The organism is Cupriavidus sp. SW-Y-13 (genome assembly GCF_009793345.1).
Classification (GTDB): Bacteria; Pseudomonadota; Gammaproteobacteria; order Burkholderiales; family Burkholderiaceae; genus Cupriavidus.
Window position 1 is genome coordinate 2,586,960 of record NZ_WHLX01000001.1, and the last position, 17,967, is coordinate 2,604,926.

16 protein-coding genes are annotated in these 17,967 nt (G+C 64.0%); 8 read left to right on the top strand and 8 right to left on the bottom strand.

Annotated features, from left to right (window positions below; all coding sequences use genetic code 11):
• Nucleotides 1-157 precede the first annotated feature (157 nt).
• Nucleotides 158-3,025 (top strand): valine--tRNA ligase, encoded by a 2,868-nt coding sequence (locus GA566_RS11545; RefSeq protein ID WP_160472803.1) that lies wholly within the window; start codon nucleotides 158-160, stop codon nucleotides 3,023-3,025.
• Between the two features lie 102 nt (nucleotides 3,026-3,127).
• Nucleotides 3,128-4,003, top strand: coding sequence for a UTP--glucose-1-phosphate uridylyltransferase GalU (gene galU, locus GA566_RS11550; protein ID WP_137925734.1), 876 nt, complete (start codon nucleotides 3,128-3,130; stop codon nucleotides 4,001-4,003).
• Nucleotides 4,004-4,085: 82 nt separating this feature from the next.
• Here the strand turns inward: galU and GA566_RS11555 are convergent, their stop codons facing one another.
• The 6 genes from GA566_RS11555 to GA566_RS11580 form a co-directional block, all read right to left on the bottom strand.
• Nucleotides 4,086-4,313, bottom strand: a complete 228-nt coding sequence (locus tag GA566_RS11555) for a sulfurtransferase TusA family protein (RefSeq protein ID WP_130389494.1) — start codon at nucleotides 4,311-4,313, stop codon at nucleotides 4,086-4,088.
• Nucleotides 4,314-4,325: 12 nt separating this feature from the next.
• On the bottom strand, nucleotides 4,326-4,922 hold the full coding sequence (locus tag GA566_RS11560; RefSeq protein ID WP_160472804.1) for an NUDIX domain-containing protein: 597 nt from the start codon (nucleotides 4,920-4,922) through the stop codon (nucleotides 4,326-4,328).
• A gap of 61 nt (nucleotides 4,923-4,983) precedes the next feature.
• The gene (locus GA566_RS11565; protein ID WP_137925732.1) at nucleotides 4,984-6,036 is read right to left on the bottom strand and encodes a low specificity L-threonine aldolase; all 1,053 of its coding nucleotides are present in this window, start codon (nucleotides 6,034-6,036) and stop codon (nucleotides 4,984-4,986) included.
• 22 nt (nucleotides 6,037-6,058) lie between these two features.
• Nucleotides 6,059-6,247 carry a 4-oxalocrotonate tautomerase gene (locus GA566_RS11570; RefSeq protein ID WP_137925731.1) on the bottom strand — a complete coding sequence of 63 codons (189 nt, stop codon included), beginning with the start codon at nucleotides 6,245-6,247 and terminating at the stop codon, nucleotides 6,059-6,061.
• Nucleotides 6,248-6,270: 23 nt separating this feature from the next.
• On the bottom strand, nucleotides 6,271-7,044 hold the full coding sequence (locus tag GA566_RS11575) for a class II aldolase/adducin family protein (RefSeq protein ID WP_160472805.1): 774 nt from the start codon (nucleotides 7,042-7,044) through the stop codon (nucleotides 6,271-6,273).
• 87 nt (nucleotides 7,045-7,131) lie between these two features.
• Nucleotides 7,132-8,367, bottom strand: coding sequence for a YbfB/YjiJ family MFS transporter (locus GA566_RS11580; protein ID WP_160472806.1), 1,236 nt, complete (start codon nucleotides 8,365-8,367; stop codon nucleotides 7,132-7,134).
• 116 nt (nucleotides 8,368-8,483) lie between these two features.
• On the opposite strand from GA566_RS11580, the gene GA566_RS11585 reads away from it, so the two are divergent.
• From GA566_RS11585 to GA566_RS33555, 3 genes are all read left to right on the top strand, one after another.
• Nucleotides 8,484-9,377, top strand: coding sequence for a LysR family transcriptional regulator (locus GA566_RS11585; protein WP_160472807.1), 894 nt, complete (start codon nucleotides 8,484-8,486; stop codon nucleotides 9,375-9,377).
• Nucleotides 9,378-9,546: 169 nt separating this feature from the next.
• A complete protein-coding gene (locus GA566_RS11590) occupies nucleotides 9,547-9,990 on the top strand; it encodes a hypothetical protein (RefSeq protein ID WP_137925727.1) in 444 nt (147 codons plus the stop codon).
• A 61-nt stretch (nucleotides 9,991-10,051) separates the two neighbouring features.
• Nucleotides 10,052-10,186 carry a hypothetical protein gene (locus GA566_RS33555; RefSeq protein WP_255459330.1) on the top strand — a complete coding sequence of 45 codons (135 nt, stop codon included), beginning with the start codon at nucleotides 10,052-10,054 and terminating at the stop codon, nucleotides 10,184-10,186.
• Nucleotides 10,187-10,265: 79 nt separating this feature from the next.
• Here the strand turns inward: GA566_RS33555 and alaS are convergent, their stop codons facing one another.
• Nucleotides 10,266-12,890 carry an alanine--tRNA ligase gene (gene alaS / locus GA566_RS11595; RefSeq protein WP_160472808.1) on the bottom strand — a complete coding sequence of 875 codons (2,625 nt, stop codon included), beginning with the start codon at nucleotides 12,888-12,890 and terminating at the stop codon, nucleotides 10,266-10,268.
• Nucleotides 12,891-13,151: 261 nt separating this feature from the next.
• On the opposite strand from alaS, the gene GA566_RS11600 reads away from it, so the two are divergent.
• The 3 genes from GA566_RS11600 to GA566_RS11610 all read left to right on the top strand — a co-directional run bounded on the left by GA566_RS11600 (nucleotide 13,152) and on the right by GA566_RS11610 (nucleotide 16,036).
• Nucleotides 13,152-14,372, top strand: coding sequence for a CaiB/BaiF CoA-transferase family protein (locus GA566_RS11600; RefSeq protein WP_160472809.1), 1,221 nt, complete (start codon nucleotides 13,152-13,154; stop codon nucleotides 14,370-14,372).
• A gap of 104 nt (nucleotides 14,373-14,476) precedes the next feature.
• The gene (locus GA566_RS11605) at nucleotides 14,477-14,932 is read left to right on the top strand and encodes a DUF2214 family protein (protein ID WP_160472810.1); all 456 of its coding nucleotides are present in this window, start codon (nucleotides 14,477-14,479) and stop codon (nucleotides 14,930-14,932) included.
• A gap of 99 nt (nucleotides 14,933-15,031) precedes the next feature.
• On the top strand, nucleotides 15,032-16,036 hold the full coding sequence (locus GA566_RS11610; RefSeq protein ID WP_160472811.1) for a tripartite tricarboxylate transporter substrate binding protein: 1,005 nt from the start codon (nucleotides 15,032-15,034) through the stop codon (nucleotides 16,034-16,036).
• Here the strand turns inward: GA566_RS11610 and GA566_RS11615 are convergent.
• Nucleotides 16,008-17,822, bottom strand: a complete 1,815-nt coding sequence (locus tag GA566_RS11615; RefSeq protein ID WP_160472812.1) for a potassium/proton antiporter — start codon at nucleotides 17,820-17,822, stop codon at nucleotides 16,008-16,010. The two genes, GA566_RS11610 and GA566_RS11615, sit on opposite strands and share 29 nt — an antisense overlap.
• Nucleotides 17,823-17,967: the final 145 nt, after the last annotated feature.

Genomic DNA, 17,967 nt, shown 5'->3' on the forward strand with positions numbered 1-17,967 from the left:
TTCCATCGGACGGGGCGCCGGACGCACGCCGAGGCGCCCGAAATGCGCACCGGCACCCCGCCTCCCCTATAATTTGACGTTTTCCCGGCCGAGTGCCATGGCGCGCCAATCCGCCTGCCGGCCAGGGCCCTGACCCGCATCCCACCAGCATCCAAGCATGACCGCAGAAGACCAGTCCCTCGCCAAGAGCTTCGAACCCGCCGCCATCGAGGCGAAATGGGGCCCAGAATGGGAGCGCCGGGGTATCGCCCAGCCTACGTTCGACCCAGCCCGCCCGGACTTTTCCATCCAGCTGCCGCCGCCCAATGTGACCGGCACGCTGCACATGGGCCATGCGTTCAACCAGACGATCATGGACGGCCTGACCCGCCACGCACGCATGCTCGGCGCCAATACGCTGTGGGTACCGGGCACGGACCACGCCGGCATCGCCACCCAGATCGTGGTGGAGCGCCAGCTCGAGGCGCAGGGCGTATCGCGCCACGACCTCGGCCGCGAGAAGTTCACCGAGAAGGTCTGGGAGTGGAAGGAAGAGTCGGGTTCGACGATCACGCGCCAGGTGCGCCGCATGGGCGCCTCGATCGACTGGACGCGCGAGTACTTCACGATGTCGCCCGAGATGTCGAAGGCCGTGACGGAGGTCTTCGTCCGCCTGCATGAGCAGGGTCTGATCTACCGCGGCAAGCGCCTGGTGAACTGGGACCCGGTGCTGGGGACCGCGGTGTCGGACCTGGAAGTCGACAGCGTCGAGGAAGACGGCTCGCTGTGGCACATCCACTATCCGCTGGCCGAGGCCGATACCGTACGCGGCCTGACCCACCTGACCGTGGCCACCACGCGTCCGGAAACGATGCTGGGTGACACCGCCGTGATGGTGCATCCGGAAGACGAGCGCTATGCGCACCTGATCGGCAAGATGGTGAACCTGCCGCTGACCGATCGCCAGATTCCGGTGATTGCTGACGAGTACGTCGATCGCGAGTTCGGCACGGGCGTGGTCAAGGTGACCCCGGGCCACGACTTCAACGACTATGCCGTGGGCCAGCGCCACAACCTGCCGCAACTGTCGATTCTGACGCTCGACGCGAAGATCGTGGCCGATGCGCCTGCCGCCTATGCTGGCATGGACCGGTTTGCAGCGCGCAAGCAGATGGTCGAGGACCTGAAGACGCAGGCCCTGCTGGGCGAGGTGAAGCCGCACAAGCTCATGGTGCCGCGCAGCGAGCGCACCAGCAGCGTGATCGAGCCGATGCTGACCGATCAATGGTTCGTGGCCATGAGCAAGCCGGCGCCGGAAGGCACGTTCTATCCGGGCCGCTCGATCGCCGACGTGGCGCTCGACGCCGTGCAGAGCGGCGAGATCAAGCTCGTTCCCGAAAACTGGAACAGCACCTACAACCAGTGGCTGGCCAATATCCAGGACTGGTGTATCAGCCGCCAGCTGTGGTGGGGCCACCAGATCCCGGCCTGGTACGACGAAGCCGGCAAGGTGTTCGTCGCCCGCACCGAGGAAGAGGCCCGCGCCAAGGCTGACGCCGCTGGCAGCACCGGCCCGCTGCGCCGCGAGGAAGACGTGCTGGACACGTGGTTCTCGTCCGCACTGGTGCCGTTCTCGTCGCTGGGCTGGCCCGAGCAGACGCCTGAACTGAAGCACTTCCTGCCGTCGTCGGTGCTGGTCACCGGCTACGACATCATCTTCTTCTGGGTGGCGCGCATGGTCATGATGACCAAGCACTTCACCGGCCAGGTGCCGTTCCATACCGTGTATGTGCACGGTCTGGTGCGCGACTCCGAAGGCAAGAAGATGAGCAAGTCCGAGGGCAATACGCTCGATCCCGTGGACCTGATCGACGGTATCGAACTGGAACCGCTGCTGAAGAAGCGCACCACGGGTCTGCGCCGTCCCAAGGACGCGCCGAAGATCGAATCGAAGACGAAGAAGGAATTTCCGGACGGCATTCCGTCGTTCGGCGCCGACGCGCTGCGCTTCACCTTTGCATCGCTCGCCACGCTGGGCCGCAACATCAATTTTGATACCGGCCGCTGCGAGGGCTACCGCAACTTCTGCAACAAGCTCTGGAACGCCACGCGTTTCGTGTTGATGAACACCGAGGGCCAGGACTGCGGCATGGGCCCGTGCAACGACAACTGCGGCCCGGACGGCTACCTGCACTTCTCACAGGCAGACCGCTGGATCGTGTCGCTGCTGCAGCGCGTGGAAACCGAGGTTGCGAAGGGCTTCGACGAATACCGCTTCGACAATATCGCCAGCGCGATCTACAAGTTTGTCTGGGACGAGTACTGCGACTGGTACCTGGAACTGGCCAAGGTGCAGATCCAGACCGGCACGCCGGCGCAACAGCGCGCCACGCGCCGCACGCTGCTGCGCGTGCTGGAGACGGTGCTGCGCCTGGCGCACCCGATCATTCCATTCATCACCGAGGAACTCTGGCAGAAGGTGGCGCCGCTGGCCGGCCGCGCCAAGGGTGACGGCAGCGAGACCATCGCCACGCAGTCCTACCCGCTGCCGGCCATGGCCAAGATCGACGAAGCCGCCGAAGCCTGGGTGGCGCAGCTCAAGGCCCTGGTGGACGCCTGCCGCAACCTGCGCGGCGAGATGAACATTTCGCCGGCCCAGCGTATCCCGCTCTACGCACATGGCGACAGCGCCTTCCTGAACGAAGCCGCGGCGCAAGTGCAAGCGCTGGCGAAACTTTCCGAGGTCAAGGTGTTCGAAGACGAGACCACCTTGCTGCAGGAAGGGGCCGGAGCGCCGGTGGCCATCGTCGGTGGCAACCATCTGATGCTCAAGATCGAGATCGACGTGGCGGCCGAGCGCGTGCGCCTGTCCAAGGAGATTGACCGGATCACGGGCGAGATCGGAAAGTGCCGTGGCAAACTGTCCAACGAGAGCTTTGTCGCCAAGGCGCCGCCTGCAGTCGTCGCGCAGGAGACCCAGCGTATGTCGGATTTCGAACAGACGCTGGCAAAGCTGCAGGATCAACTACAGCGTCTGCCGTCCTGACGTGCTCATCGCACCCGTCCGGCTCCCGAGTCGGACGGAACCGGACAGACGGCGACCCCATCCTGCGGCACGGTATTACACCGGATTGAAAAGGAAGCTGAAATGGAAAACCGCGTCACCAAGGCCGTCTTTCCCGTAGCCGGGCTAGGCACCCGTTTTCTGCCCGCCACCAAGGCGAGCCCCAAGGAAATGCTGCCGGTGGTAGACAAGCCGCTGATCCAGTACGCCGTGGAAGAAGCCATGGCTGCCGGCATCAACGAGATGATCTTCGTCACCGGCCGCTCCAAGCGCGCCATCGAGGATCACTTCGACAAGGCCTACGAGCTGGAAATGGAGCTCGAAGCCAAGAACAAGCAGGCACTGCTCGACGTGGTGCGCTCGATCAAACCCAAGAACGTGGAGTGTTTCTACGTGCGCCAGCCCGAAGCACTGGGCCTGGGCCATGCCGTGCTCTGCGCCGCACGACTGGTAGGCGACGCCCCGTTCGCCGTGATGCTGGCCGATGACCTGCTGGACGGCCTGGGCGACGAGCCGGTGATGAAGCAGATGGTGGATGTGTACAACCACTACAACTGCTCCGTGCTAGGCGTCGAGGAAATCGCGCCCGAGCAGAGCAAGTCGTACGGTGTGGTCGATGGCCGCGAGTGGGACGAACGCGTCATCAAGATGTCCGGCATCATCGAAAAGCCGGCACCCGAAGACGCCCCATCCAACCTGGGCGTGGTGGGCCGCTACATCCTGACACCGCGCATCTTCGACCATATCCGCGACCTGAAGCCGGGTGCGGGTGGCGAGTTCCAACTGACGGATGCCATCCAGGCGATGCTCGGACAGGAGCAGGTGCTGGCGTACCGCTACAAGGGTGTGCGCTACGACTGCGGCAGCAAGCTTGGCTACCTGAAGGCGACCGTCGAGTTCGCACTCAAGCATCCGGAAGTCCGCGACGAGTTCAGCGCTTACCTCGCGCAACGGGGTTGATCGCTGGTTGGTGCGAAACCCAAGCCAATAAAAAACCGCCTCTTCACGAGGCGGTTTTTTTACATCCAAATCCCGCAAAGACTCAGCGGCGCTTCATGTAGAACACGAACACCTTGTCGACTTCGGCGTGCGACACGAGTTCATTGCCGGTCTGCTTGGCGAACGCCTGGAAATCGCGTGTGGCACCCGGGTCGGTGGCCAGCACCTTGAGCACTTCACCGCTAGCCATGTCTGCCAGCGCCTTCTTGGTCCGCAGGATCGGCAGCGGGCAGTTCAGGCCGCGTGCGTCCACTTCTTTCTGGAAGTCCATTCCTCTCACCTTCTATTTCTGATGGATGCCGTATTGTAGCGAAGCGGCGACCATGCTGAAGTCCGTCGGCCGGCGCGGGTCGGGGATATCCTCGCCGGTGGCCCGATCGAAGAAACGCACGGGCAAGCCGCGGCGCTCAAGGAAATCAGCCACTGCAAAGCCGGTGCCGGCGTTCCAGATCTTCATCTTCTCGGGCGCCACCAGCCGATACTCGGCCAGTTCCTCGGACAGCCGGATGTCTCCCTCCGCCTTCACGTGATAGGCGATGATCAGTTCGTTCTTGCGCATGAACTCATAGACGCCGATTAGCGAGGCCGACACCGTATCGAGATTCGTCTCTTCCTTGAGCTCGCGCGCGACGCCATGTTCCGGGGTCTCGTCGCGTTCCATGAAGCCTGTGACCAGCGCGAACATTTTCTCCGGCCACAGCGCATTGCGCGCCAGCAGCAACTGGCCCTCGTATTCGACCACGGCCGCCAGCACCGGCAGCGGGTTGTCCCAATGCACGAAGCCGCAACCATCCTGCACGCAGGCATGGCGATAGCGGCCCGACATCGGCAAGTGTTCCAGCGTCGATCCGCAGCGCGGACAGAATCGATAGGGTTCCATCAGGGGGCTCCAGGGACTGTCTCGTTATTGTGATGCTGCCCGTTCTTGCTTGATATTCGGTTCAGCGGCCGCATGCAGCGCGGATGTCCGCAGCGAATGCCTCCACGGTTTCCGGCTGCAGATCCCACGCGCACATCATGCGGCATCCGCCCGCGCCAATGAACGTGTAGAACAACCAGCCCTTGGCGCGCAGCGCCTCGATGGCCGGCAGCGGCAGTTCGGCAAACACCGCGTTGGCATCGGTCGGGAACATGATGCGCACGCCCGGGATATCCGCGATGCGTTGCGCGAGCAGCGTCGCCATCGCATTGGCATGGCGACCGTTGCGCAGCCAGACATCGTTCTCCAGCATGCCCAGCCAGGGCGCCGAGATAAAGCGCATCTTCGACGCCAGATGACCGGCCTGCTTCACGCGATAGGCGAAGTCCTCCGCCAGTCGGCGATCGAAGAAGACCACCGCCTCGCCTACCGGCAGGCCGTTCTTGGTGCCGCCGAAACACAGCACATCCACGCCGGCACGCCACGTGATTTCCGATGGATGCACGCCCAGCGATGCCACGGCATTGGCAAAACGTGCACCGTCCATATGCACGCGCAACTGGCGCCGCTTGGCGATAGCCGCGATGGCACGCACTTCTTCCACGGTGTAGACCGTGCCCACTTCCGTGGCCTGTGTCAGCGACACCACGCGCGGTTTGGGATAGTGGATATCCGTGCGGCGTGTGACCAGCGCCTCCACCGCATCGGGCGTCAGCTTGCCGTTCTCGCCGGGGGCAGTCAGCAGCTTCGAGCCGTTCGAAAAAAACTGCGGCGCGCCGCATTCATCGGTCTCGATATGTGCCAGTTCGTGGCAGATCACCGAGTGATAGGACTGGCACAGCGAAGACAGCGCCAGCGAATTGGCCGCGGTGCCATTGAAAACGAAGAAGACCTCGCAGTCGGTCTGGAACAGGTCGCGAATCCGGTCGCAAACTTTCTGGGTCCAGCTATCGTCGCCGTAGGCTTTCTCGTGGCCGGTGGCATTGGCTTCGAGAAAATACTTCAGCGACTCCGGACAAAAGCCGGCGTAGTTATCGGAGGCGAACTGCTGGGCGGGGGAAACTGCGGAGGTCATCGGTCAAACCTTGCTGAATGGATTACTGCTTGTCGGCCCAGAGCTCGCCACCGGTGGCCCAGTTCTCGCGCTTGACGTCGGTGATGATGATATCGACCGCACCCGCCGAGCAACCAAGCGTCTCGCACGTGACGCGCGTGACTTCCTCAACAAACTTGCGCTTCTGCTCCACCGAGCGGCCTTCGAACATTTCTACGTGAAACGTGGGCATTCCTTGACTCCTTCTAGGTGTTGTCAGTCTTTGTACGAGGGATCGATTCTATCGAGTTTGCGCAGCAGCGCGGGCCACTCGAGCACGCCCTCCACCGCACCATCGTCGAATAGCTGGAGCGAGGTCCGATCCGCCACGGCAGGCAACGGCTGCACCGTGGCGCTGCCAAGCTGCGCACCCAGCTGGATCTCGCATGCCTTGATCAGCGTGGCCATCAACACGTAAGCCTCGGCCACGGTGCGGCCCAAGGTCAGCGTGCCATGGTTGCGCAGCAGCATCGCCGGATGATCGCCGAGCGAAGCCGTCAGCCGCGCCCCTTCGGCGGGTGTAAACGCCAGCCCTTCGTAATCGTGATAGGCCATGCGGCCATGAAAGCGCATGGCATGTTGCGAAAGCGGCAGCAAGCCTTCAGCCTGGGCGGATACGGCGATGCCTGCGGTGTTGTGGAGGTGCATGACGCAATGCGCGTCGGCACGCGCCGCGTGCACGGCGCCATGGAGTGCGAAGCCCGTGACATTGACTGGATGGACCGTCTCGCCCACCACTTCGCCCTGCCCATTAATTTTGACGAGGTCCGATGCGCGGATTTCGTCGAAGGCAAAGCCGAAGGGATTGATCAGGAAGTGACCGGGCTCGCCAGGCACGGTGGCCGAGATGTGCGTGTAGATCAAATCATCCCAGCGTTCCAGTGCGGCCAGCCGATAAGCGGCGGCCAGGTCCACGCGCACGCGCGCTTCCTCGGCACCGATCGGCCAGGCCGGGCCGGCGGCACGCCCGGGCTGCAAGGCAAAAGACATGGAGATTGGCTTTCGCGCCGCCCTGCAGCGCCGGCGCGGGGGCGACCGGTTCGAGTGGGCGACGAAGCCAATACTGTAGCGTACTCGTCAGCCGGCTGCCCGTCCGTCCACCGGCATCGTGCGCCACATCCACAAGTAGATAGCGGCGCCCAGCAGCAGCGCGGCCGAGGCCACGCCGAGCGATGCACCAAAGCCACCCGTGCGCGCCACCAGCGATGTTGCCAGCGGCGGCCCCGCAATCTGGCCGATGGCATAGGCGGCCGTCATCAGCCCGATCAGCTTCGACGCGCTGGCGCCCCACAGCCGCCGTGCCTCGCGCATGGCAAATGACACCAGTGCCGTGAACGGCAGACCCACCAGCAAACTGCTCAGGGCGAAGCCGGTCACCGTGGGCCACACGGCCGCAATCGCCACGCCCAGCGCCTGCATCGCATACAGGTACATCATCATGCGACGGTTGTCGTGGTGCATGCCGAAGCGCGTCACGGCCCACGCACCCACCGCCACGCCGGCACCGAGGATCGGCCAGAACAGATCGGCCCATACGCTGCCGGGCATCTCGTGGCGCGCGATCACGGGCAGGAAAGTTGCCGTGATGATGTAGCCGAAACCCGCCAGCCCGTAGGCCAGCGTCAGCGCCCAGGTTTCGAGGTTGAGGCGTGGCGCAATCGGGGCGGAGGAAGCAGCATGTGCCGCCCCTCCTGTCGGTGACGCTAGTGGAGACGGCGTGCCAAATACGCGCCACACGGGTGCCAGCATCAGCGCTCCGAGAATCGTGAAGGTGATCCAACCCCAGTTGGCCAGCCAGTTCGCACCGACCATGCCAAAGACCGACACGCCCGTCACGACGATGCCGATACCTGGGCCGGCGAACATCAGCCCGCCAAGCGTCGGATGCCCCAGTTCCGCCAGCCGCTGCATGCACCATGCAGTGGCGTAGACCATGACCACGGCACTGGCGATGCCCGACAGCGTGCGCCAGGCAAGCCATGCCGGCATGCCGCCGGGCAAGGCCATCGCCAGCGTCAGGATGACCGTCAGCGCCAGCGAAATCTTGACCATGCGCGCTGGGTCGGGGCGGATCACCAGGCACAGCACGGCACCCAGCAGATAACCGATGTAGTTCAGTGTGGCGAGTGCGCCACCCTCCCCCAGTGTCACGGTGCCATCGTGCAGCATCATCGGCAACAGCGGCGTGAATGCGAATCGGCCAATTCCCATGGCCAGCGCCAGCGACACAAAGCCAGCCATCGCCACTGCCCATGGACTGGCGGTGGGTCGGGTGCTGCGCCCGGCGGAAACCTCGAGATTGGCGATAGACATGGTTGTTGGGGGCGACTGGCACGGTTTGACGTTGTTGACTATCCTATGCCCAAACATCCATCACGAAAAATGAATTTCCGAGATGGAAACCATCTGTATTTGGAAAGGATGCACGTATGGACCTCGCTGCCCTGGAAATCTTTCGTGCCGTCGTTGAAGCGGGCGGCATCACGCGCGCCGCCGAACGTCTGCACCGCGTGCAGTCGAACGTCACCACGCGCATTCGCCAACTGGAGCAATCGCTGGGCGTGGAACTGTTCGTGCGCGACGGACGCCGAATGGTGCTCACGCCGGCCGGCAAGACGCTGTTCGAATACGCCTGCCGCATCCTGAAACTTTCTGACGAGGCTCGCCACGCGGTGCAGCCCGCGCGTCCGCACGGCCGGTTGCGGATTGCGTCGATGGAGAGCACCGCCGCAAGCCGGCTGCCCAACATACTGGCCGCCTACCACCACGCGTGGCCCGATGTCGAACTCGAACTCGTGACACTTCCCACCCGGCAGGCCCTCGACGCCTTGCGACGCTTCGATGTGGACTGCGCGTTCGTGGCCGAACCCGTGGACGATCCAGGCCTTGTGACCCGCGCCGGCTTCGAGGAAGAACTCGTGATTATCGCCAGCGCCGGCCACGCGCCCATCACCAGTCCCGACGATCTCGAACGTACCACGCTGCTCGCTTTCGAGACCGGCTGCAATTACCGCTCGCGCTTCGAGCAATGGTACGGACAGTGCGGCCATGCACCGCACCGCGTGATCCAGCTCGGTTCCTATCACGCCATCGTGACGTGCGCCGCGGCAGGTATCGGCGTGGCAATCATGCCGGGCTCCGTACTGACGCTCTATCGCAACCTGCCGCAGATCAGCATCCATCCGCTGGGCGATGCCGGACGCGTGACCACTGTCTTGGCCTGGTATCCGTCGATGGGCAGCGCCGCGCTGCTGGCACTGGCGGACATGCTGACGAATGCGGATGCTGCTTCCGATCTGGCGCCGATTTCGGCCGCAGCATGAAAGAATTTTCCGGCCCTCTGCGACCTTTGAGAAAAGTCGTATTCCGACATGATTGACACCACGCAAGCCTCGGCGCCGATGTCACAAAAGTTCACATCCGCCCTATTGTGAGTGGCCGATGCGGTGCCTAGGATGAGGGCCATTCTTTGGCTCTTGCCCGACGGACACCATGAGAGGACTGGAACAGTTCGGCTGGTTCGTGTTCAACATCGCGATCCCGCTGCTGGCGCCGCTGGCGTTGCTGCCACTATTGAGACTACCGACATTCTTCAGGGAGCATGCGCGCGGCGCCGTGCTCCGTGCCATGGAGCACGGGCAGTTGCTGTGGACGGCGATTCCGATGAATGCCAGCGCGGGCTACGTCATTGGGCAGCAGTTGAACAAATCGTCGGCCAATCCAGCGCTCATGTGGGTGTTGCTCTGCGGCCATGTCGCGTTGATCGTGCTTGCCTCTGTGCTTGTTCTCATCGGGACTATGGAGGCCAGTCTGCGTTCAGATACGTGTGCGCACGGCCCGAACAGGATCCTGCGTGTATCTGTCACTTTGACTGCGATCACCGCAGCCATGCATCTGGGCGGCTATATCTGGCTATTTCAGCCTGTCGTGCATTAACCGATTCGATCGAAGAATGCGGCCCAACAGTTTATTTCTACTCAAGCAAAGGAAAGCCATCATGCGAAGGTTCTTCTACCGGCTCATGACCGAATCCGATCTGCAATACAAGGTCATAACGCCCATCCTCTACGCCATGGGCGTCTACGCGTTGGGAGTCAACGTGTGGATGGCTTACCTTCACTACACGCGCTAGCGGCTCGCTGCGCGCAAAAGAAAAAACGCCCACATGGCGAACCATGCAGGCGTCTTTTCCAGCGCAGTACAACGATCGATCAAACCTTCGCCGACACCCACTCCGTCACACCGGCCAGTGCCTGTGGCAGGCCCGAAGGATCGGTACCGCCTGCCTGCGCCATGTCCGGACGACCACCGCCCTTGCCGCCCACTTGCTGGGCGACGAAGTTGACGAGTTCGCCGGCCTTGACCTTCGTCGTGGCATCGGCTGTCACGCCGGCGATCAGGCTGACCTTGCCGTCGGCGACGGCGGCCAGCACGATGGCAGCGCTCTGGAGCTTGTCCTTGAGCTTGTCCATCGTCTCGCGCAGGGTCTTCACATCGGCGCCGTCGAGTTGGGCGGCCAGTACCTTGAGGCCCTTGACGTCCACAGCCTGCGCCATCAGTTCATCGCCTTGCGACGAGGCCAGCTTGCTCTTGAGCTTTTCGAGTTCCTTCTCGAGCGAACGGACCTGATCCTGGACCTGACCGATACGCGGCACGAGTTCGGAAGGTTGTGCGCGCAGCGCGGCGGCGGCTTCGTTCAGGCGGGCATCGAGCGACTGCAGATAGTGCAGCGCGTTGTCGCCCGTGATGGCTTCCACGCGACGGATGCCGGCAGCAACGCCTGCTTCCACGACGATCTTGAACAGGCCGATATCGCCAGTGCGGGTCACGTGCGTGCCGCCGCAGAGTTCCTTCGACGTACCGATCGACAGCACGCGCACATCGTCGGCGTACTTCTCGCCGAACAGGGCCATGGCGCCACTCTTCACGGCATCATCGAACGGCATCACAGCGGCCACAGTAGCTTCGTTGCGCAGGATCTCGGCGTTGACGATTTCCTCGATCTGGCGGATCTGGTCATCGGTCAGCGGCGCATTGTGCGAGAAGTCGAAGCGGGTCTTGTCCGGATCGACCAGCGAACCCTTCTGCTGCACGTGGGTGCCCAGCACTTCGCGCAAGGCCTTGTGCATCAGGTGGGTTGCCGAATGGTTGCGCACGGTGCGCGCGCGGCGTACGGCATCCACCTGGGCAGCGACGGTGTCGCCCACGTTGAGTACGCCGTTGGCCAGCGTGCCCTGATGACCGAACACGTCGGCCTGGACCTTGGTGGTATCAGCCACGTTGAAGACGGCAGCACCGGACACAAGCGTACCCTGATCGCCCACCTGACCGCCAGATTCGGCGTAGAACGGCGTGTTGTCGAGCACGACCACGCCGGTCTGACCCGGTTGCATCGTCGGCACCGAAGCGCCATCGACGTACAAGGCGGTCACGCGCGCGCCTTCCTTGCTCAGTGCGTCATAGCCATGGAACACGGTCTTGTCGCCCGCGTATTCGAGGCCGGCAGCCATCTTGAACTTGCCGGCGGCGCGGGCCTGCTCGCGCTGGCGCGTCATCGCCGCGTCGAACGCGGCCTCGTCCACCGTGATTTCCTGTTCGCGCGCCACATCCTGCGTCAGATCGAGCGGGAAGCCGAACGTGTCGTGCAGCTTGAACGCCAGTTCACCATCCAGCACCTTGCCGCCCTTGGACTTCAGCTCGGCCACGGCCGCGTCCAGGATCGACATGCCGTTTTCGATGGTCTCGAAGAAGCGCTCTTCCTCGGCCTTGAGCACGTCACGGACGCGCGTCTCGGCTTCGGCCAGTTCCGGATAGGCTTCACCCATCTGCGCCACCAGGTCGGCCACGAGCTTGTGGAAGAAAGGCGTCTTCTGGCCCAGCTTGTAACCATGGCGAATGGCACGGCGCACGATACGGCGCAGTACATAGCCACGACCTTCGTTGCCCGGGATCACGCCGTCGACGATCAGGAACGAGCAGGCGCGGATGTGGTCGGCAATGACCTTCAGCGAATTCTGGTGCAGATCCGCGATATGCGTTTCGCGACCAGCCGCCGAGATCAGTGCCTGGAACAGGTCGATCTCGTAGTTGCTGTGTACGTGCTGCAGCACGGCGGCAATCCGCTCCAGGCCCATGCCGGTGTCCACGCACGGCTTGGGCAGGCGTGTCATGTTGCCCTGCTCGTCGCGGTTGAACTGCATGAACACGAGATTCCAGATCTCGATGTAGCGGTCGCCATCTTCCTCGGGCGATCCCGGGGGGCCGCCCCAGACATCCGGACCGTGGTCGTAGAAGATTTCCGAGCACGGGCCGCACGGGCCGGTATCGGCCATCTGCCAGAAGTTGTCCGAGGCGTAGCGCGCGCCCTTGTTGTCACCGATTCGTACGATGCGTTCGGCCGGCACGCCCACTTCCTTGGCCCAGATGTCGTAGGCTTCGTCGTCCTCGGCGTAGACGGTCACCCAGAGCTTTTCCTGCGGCAGCTGGTAGACCTTCGTCAGCAACTCCCAGGCGTACTGGATGGCTTCGCGCTTGAAGTAGTCGCCAAACGAGAAATTGCCCAGCATCTCGAAGAACGTGTGGTGCCGTGCGGTGTAGCCCACATTTTCGAGGTCGTTGTGCTTGCCACCGGCGCGCACCGAGCGTTGCGACGACGTGGCGCGCGAGTACGGCCGCTTGTCGGTGCCCAGGAACACGTCCTTGAACTGCACCATGCCCGAATTGGTGAACAGCAGCGTCGGGTCGTTCGCCGGCACCAGGCTGGACGAGCGGACCACGGTATGGCCCTTCGACTCGTAGAACTGCAGGAACTTGCTGCGAATGTCGGAGACTTTCATGTTGTATCGGGCGCTTCCCGCATCGGGGCAGGGCGCAGTGGGTCAGGTTGGATTTTTCGAACCCTTGATTATACGGGCAAGCCCAGCGCTGGGGCAGTCGCTGGCGGACCTGTGGCGCGCACGCCCATGCCGGGCCGGACGCCGCCCGGCAGCCTGTCCGGTTATCGCCCAAGGAACATTCATTCCCCCGTGCCCCGGCGCGTTGGCGCCGAGACCCGGTGATAGAGTGCTGGCTCCTCAGACCTGCCAGCCGTGACCGCCATGGGTGCCTTAAGCCATCTTCGTGTTCTTGACCTGACCCGCGTGCTCGCGGGGCCGTGGTGCGCCCAGAATCTTGCCGATTTCGGCGCCGACGTGATCAAGATCGAGCGGCCCGGCGCGGGCGACGACACCCGCATCTGGGGACCGCCCTGGCTCAAGACCGAAGACGGGCGCGACACGGCCGAGGCCGCCTATTACCTGGCCGCCAACCGCAACAAGCGCTCGGTGACCTGCGACATCAGCACGCCCGAGGGCCAGCAACTGGTGCGCGAACTGGCTGCACAGAGCGATGTGGTGCTCGAAAACTACAAGGTTGGCCAGTTGAAGAAGTACGGGCTGGACTACGAATCGCTGAAGGCGGTCAAGCCTGATCTGATCTATTGCTCGGTCACCGGCTTCGGCCAGACTGGTCCGTACGCGCAACGCCCCGGCTACGATTTCATCGTGCAAGGCATGGGCGGTTTCATGAGCCTGACCGGCGAGCGCGACGACCTGCCCGGTGGCGGCCCGCAGAAAGCCGGCGTGGCGATTTCGGATCTGATGACGGGCCAGTACGCCACCATCGCCGTGATGGCGGCGCTCATGCACCGCGACCGTACCGGTGAAGGCCAGTACATCGACATGGCGCTGCTCGACGTGCAGGTGTCGATGCTGGCGAACATGAACACGAACTACCTGGCTAGCGGCGTGGCGCCGAAGCGCTGGGGCAATGCCCATCCGAACATCGTCCCTTACCAGACGTTCCAGGCCGCCGACGGCTGGATCATCGTGGCGGTGGGCAACGACGGGCAGTTCCGCAAGTTCGTCACGGCGGGTGGCAAACCCGAACTCGCCGACGATCCGCGCTTTGCCACCAATCCGCAGCGCGTGGCACACCGCGACGTGCTGGTGCCGATCTTGTCCGAGATGGTGGCCCCGCGCACACGCGAGCAATGGATTCTGGATCTGGAGCGTGCTGGTGTGCCCTGCGGCCCGATCAACACGCTCGATGAAGTGTTCGAGAACGAGCAGGTTGTCTCTCGCGGCCTGCGCGTGGACCTGCCGCACCCCACGGCCGGCACGGTCAAGCTGGTGGGCAGCCCGATGCGGATGAGCGCCACGCCGCCCGAGGCGCTGCGCCACCCGCCGTTGCTTGGGGAGCACACCGATGTGGTGCTTGGCGAGACACTCGGCTACAGTGCCGAACACATCGCCACCCTGCGCAGCAAGGGCGTGGTCTGATAGCTTCCGCTTGATCAGGCACGGCCCCCGCCACACACCGGGCAGGCGATCATCGACGCGTATTTTCGAGTTTTCCCGAGTATTCCCCACTCCGAGGAGATTTCATGCTGACCGATGCCCTGCTCGCATTCCTGCACTTCACGGCCATCTTCATCCTGGTGACGCTGATGGCCGCCGAAGCTGTAGTACTGCGCCCGGACATGACCCCCGCAACCGTCCGCCGCCTGTCGCTGTACGACCTGTTCTACTTCCTCTCGGCGATGGCTGTGCTGGCCACCGGCCTGTTGCGGCTGTTCCTGGGCGCCAAGGGCGTGGAGTTCTATATCCACAATCCGTGGTTCCACGTCAAGATGACGGTCTTCGTCCTGATTGCGCTGTGCTCGCTGCCGCCCACGTTCGCCATCGCGAAGTGGCGCAAGCAGGCAAAGAGACTCCCGGAGTTTGTTCCCACGCCCGCCGAGATCAGGAAGACCCGCCGCTGGGTCATGATCGAAGCCCATGTATTTATCCTGCTGCCGCTGTGCGCGGTGATGATGGCGCGCGGGATTGGCGCTCGCTGAAGCGCATCCACCGAAGGCCGGCGCTCGCGGGCCCATTTGAGACGCGGGAACGCAACGCACGTCCCCGCGCACGAGATTCCCATCCTTTCCACGCCTGATATGTTGAAGACCCTGCTTTCGGCCGCTCTGGCCGCCACCACCGCGCTCGCCTCGTTCGCCGCCCCGGCAGCGGCGCCGGCCAACTGGCCCACCAAGCCCATTCGCTTCGTCGTGCCTTACCCTGCGGGCGGCCCGCTCGATACGGTGGCGCGCGCCATCGGCGAACAGTTGCGCGTCAGCCTCGGCCAGCCCGTCGTGGTGGAGAACAAGCCCGGTGCGGGTGGCAACCTCGGCGCCGACTACGTGGCCAAGCAGCCCGCCGATGGCTACACGATCGTGATGGGCGCCGTGGCCACCCACGCCATCAATCCGACGCTGTTCACCAGGATGCCGTATGACCCGGTGAAGGATTTCGCGCCGATCACGCTGGTGGCCGACGTGCCCAACGTGCTGGTGATGCATCCGGGCAAGGCCACCGAACTGCACATCAACAACGTGCGCGATCTCGTCGAATATGCGCGCAAGCATCCGGGCAAGCTCGACTATGCGTCGGGCGGCGACGGCAGCGCCGGCCATCTGTCGGGCGAGCTGTTCAAGAGCATGGCGCGCGTGAGCATGGTCCACATCCCGTACAACGGCGCGTCGCCTGCGCAATTGTCGGTGCTGTCGGGCCAGACCGATCTCATCTTCGATAACCTCGCCTCGGCCTCGGCCAACATCAAGGCCGGCAAGCTCAAGGCGTTTGCCGTGACCACCGCCAGCCGCGCCGCATCGTTCCCGGAACTGCCGACCATTGCCGAGGCCGGCAAAGGGCTGGGTCTTGAAGGATTCGATATCTCCACATGGTTCGGCGTGCTCGCACCGGCCGGCACGCCGCCCGAGATCGTCGAACGGCTCAATCGCGACATCGTGGCCATCCTCAAGACCGATGACATGAAAGCCAAGCTGGCCCGCATCGGCGCCACGCCGGCGCCCACCACGCCCGAACAATTCGGCGCGCTGATTCAGCGTGAACTGAAGAAGTACGGCCAGGTGGTCAAGGTTTCCGGCGCGAAGGTGGATTGAGCGCATCGCTCGGCCGCGCCTTGTCGCGCATGCGCCAGAGGCGCTCCTTGCCATCGCGGGCGTCTTCCGTCGCATTGCGCGGCAGTAGCAGACCGACCTGAACGATACGTGGCCCGTCCATGCGGGTCACCGTGAGCCTCAGCCCGGCGATCTCGACCGCGTCGCCTTCCACGGGCGGCGAGGGAAACATGGCGAGCATCGCCGTCTCCAGCGTCCACTGCACTTCCTCCGGCGTCAGTGGGCGCGTGCCGTAGAGCGAGGCCACATCGGCCAGCGCTGCCTGTCCGTCGAGCACGAAGTCGTGCCCCACCTGATCCCAGGCGGGTGGTATCGCCGCCGTCAGGAACAGCCGCGACAGCAGCGGCACGCTGCCACTCGGCGCCAGCACGGAGACGACATCGCCAGCATGCAGGACAACCTGATCCAGCGGCACCAACGCGCCGTCGCGCGCCACAGTCATCAGCCGGCTGCGCGGTGGTAGCTCCACCTGATCGGCACGCAGGTCCTCCATCGATGAATTGGCCGCCACCACGAACTGCATCAGCTCGAGGGGCGGATTGCGCGTGCCCCGCAAGCGCTCGCGAGAAAGCGGCTCGTCATAGGGCGGGCGCAACACCCGGGCCAGGCGAGCGGCCAGTGCCACGGTGGTTCCCTGGCATAGCAGGCTCGCCAGCACCACGGCGAAGGCCACGCGGAACAGCAGCCCCGAATCCTCCATGCCCTGCAATAGCGGAAACAGCGACAGCACGATGGGCACCGCACCGCGCAGCCCCATCCACGCGACGAACGCCTTCTCGCGGGTATTGAACCGGAATGGCAGCAGCGAAACGAACACAGCCACGGGCCGCGCCACGCACATCAGGAACAACGCGAGTGCCGTCGCCGGCAAGGCGATGTCCCAGATCCGGTGCGGCGTTACCAGCAGCCCGAGCAGCAGGAACATCGCAGACTGCGCCAGCCACGCCATGCCGTCCATCGCGCGCATGGTGTCGCCCGTCACCGCGCGCTCGCGGTTTCCCACGATCATGCCGGTCAGGTAGACCGCCAGGAAGCCACTGCCGCCCGCCGTCTGGACGATGGCCCAGACCATGCAGCCGCCCGAGCACACCAGGATGGCCTGCAGCCCCTCGGCCACATTGACGCGCTCCATGATGTTGGCCAGGCAATACCCCAGTGCCACGCCCAGCACCCCGCCCACGCCGAATTGCACCACCAGCCGCATGGCGAGCGCGGGGCCGGACAGGCCATCCGGCGCCGTGATCCATTCGATCAACGTCAGCGTCAGGAAGATCGCCATCGGGTCGTTGATGCCCGATTCGATCTCCAGCACGCTGGCCACCCGTTCCTTGAGCCGGATGCCGCTGCTGTTGAGCAGCGAGAAGACCGCCGCCGCATCCGTGGACCCGACAATGGCGCCCAGCAACAGTCCGAGCTTCCAGTCGATGCCGAGCAGCCAGGTTGCGAATAATCCCACCAGCACCGCCGTCAGGACCACGCCGAGTGTGGCAAGTGATAGCGAAGGCCGCAGCGCCACCCGGAAGGTGGCGAAGCGCGTCCGCAGCCCGCCATCGAGCAGGATCACGGCCAGCGCGATATTGCCGACGAGGAAGCTGAGCCAGGTGTTGTTGAAACGGATGCCACCCGGGCCGTCCACACCGGCTGCCATCCCCACCCCCAGGAACACCAGCAAAAACGGCACGCCGAAGCGCGACGAAAACACGCCAAGCAGGATGCCCAGCGTCATCACCACGGCGCCGATGAGAATGGCATGGTCGATGGTTTCCAAGCGCACCTCCGGGGACTGTGAATTGTTCTTTTTCGTTCTTTTTCGGAATGCCGAGGGATGGAATATTCGAGGCGCCAGGTGCGCGCCGGAATCCATCAAGCTTAGCTGACGACCCTCGCCCGATCTGTCCGCTTTCGTCCTGCTT

Coding starts and splice junctions, on each gene's coding strand:
- alaS (WP_160472808.1), bottom strand. CDS start 12,890: ATGAAAGTCTCCGACATTCGCAGCAAGTTCCTGCAGTTCTACGAGTCG.
- GA566_RS11605 (WP_160472810.1), top strand. CDS start 14,477: ATGCTGACCGATGCCCTGCTCGCATTCCTGCACTTCACGGCCATCTTC.
- GA566_RS11560 (WP_160472804.1), bottom strand. CDS start 4,922: ATGGAACCCTATCGATTCTGTCCGCGCTGCGGATCGACGCTGGAACAC.
- GA566_RS11575 (WP_160472805.1), bottom strand. CDS start 7,044: ATGTCTTTTGCCTTGCAGCCCGGGCGTGCCGCCGGCCCGGCCTGGCCG.
- GA566_RS11545 (WP_160472803.1), top strand. CDS start 158: ATGACCGCAGAAGACCAGTCCCTCGCCAAGAGCTTCGAACCCGCCGCC.
- GA566_RS11555 (WP_130389494.1), bottom strand. CDS start 4,313: ATGGACTTCCAGAAAGAAGTGGACGCACGCGGCCTGAACTGCCCGCTG.
- galU (WP_137925734.1), top strand. CDS start 3,128: ATGGAAAACCGCGTCACCAAGGCCGTCTTTCCCGTAGCCGGGCTAGGC.
- GA566_RS11580 (WP_160472806.1), bottom strand. CDS start 8,367: ATGTCTATCGCCAATCTCGAGGTTTCCGCCGGGCGCAGCACCCGACCC.
- GA566_RS11585 (WP_160472807.1), top strand. CDS start 8,484: ATGGACCTCGCTGCCCTGGAAATCTTTCGTGCCGTCGTTGAAGCGGGC.
- GA566_RS11570 (WP_137925731.1), bottom strand. CDS start 6,247: ATGCCCACGTTTCACGTAGAAATGTTCGAAGGCCGCTCGGTGGAGCAG.
- GA566_RS11590 (WP_137925727.1), top strand. CDS start 9,547: ATGAGAGGACTGGAACAGTTCGGCTGGTTCGTGTTCAACATCGCGATC.
- GA566_RS33555 (WP_255459330.1), top strand. CDS start 10,052: ATGCGAAGGTTCTTCTACCGGCTCATGACCGAATCCGATCTGCAATAC.
- GA566_RS11565 (WP_137925732.1), bottom strand. CDS start 6,036: ATGACCTCCGCAGTTTCCCCCGCCCAGCAGTTCGCCTCCGATAACTAC.
- GA566_RS11610 (WP_160472811.1), top strand. CDS start 15,032: ATGTTGAAGACCCTGCTTTCGGCCGCTCTGGCCGCCACCACCGCGCTC.
- GA566_RS11600 (WP_160472809.1), top strand. CDS start 13,152: ATGGGTGCCTTAAGCCATCTTCGTGTTCTTGACCTGACCCGCGTGCTC.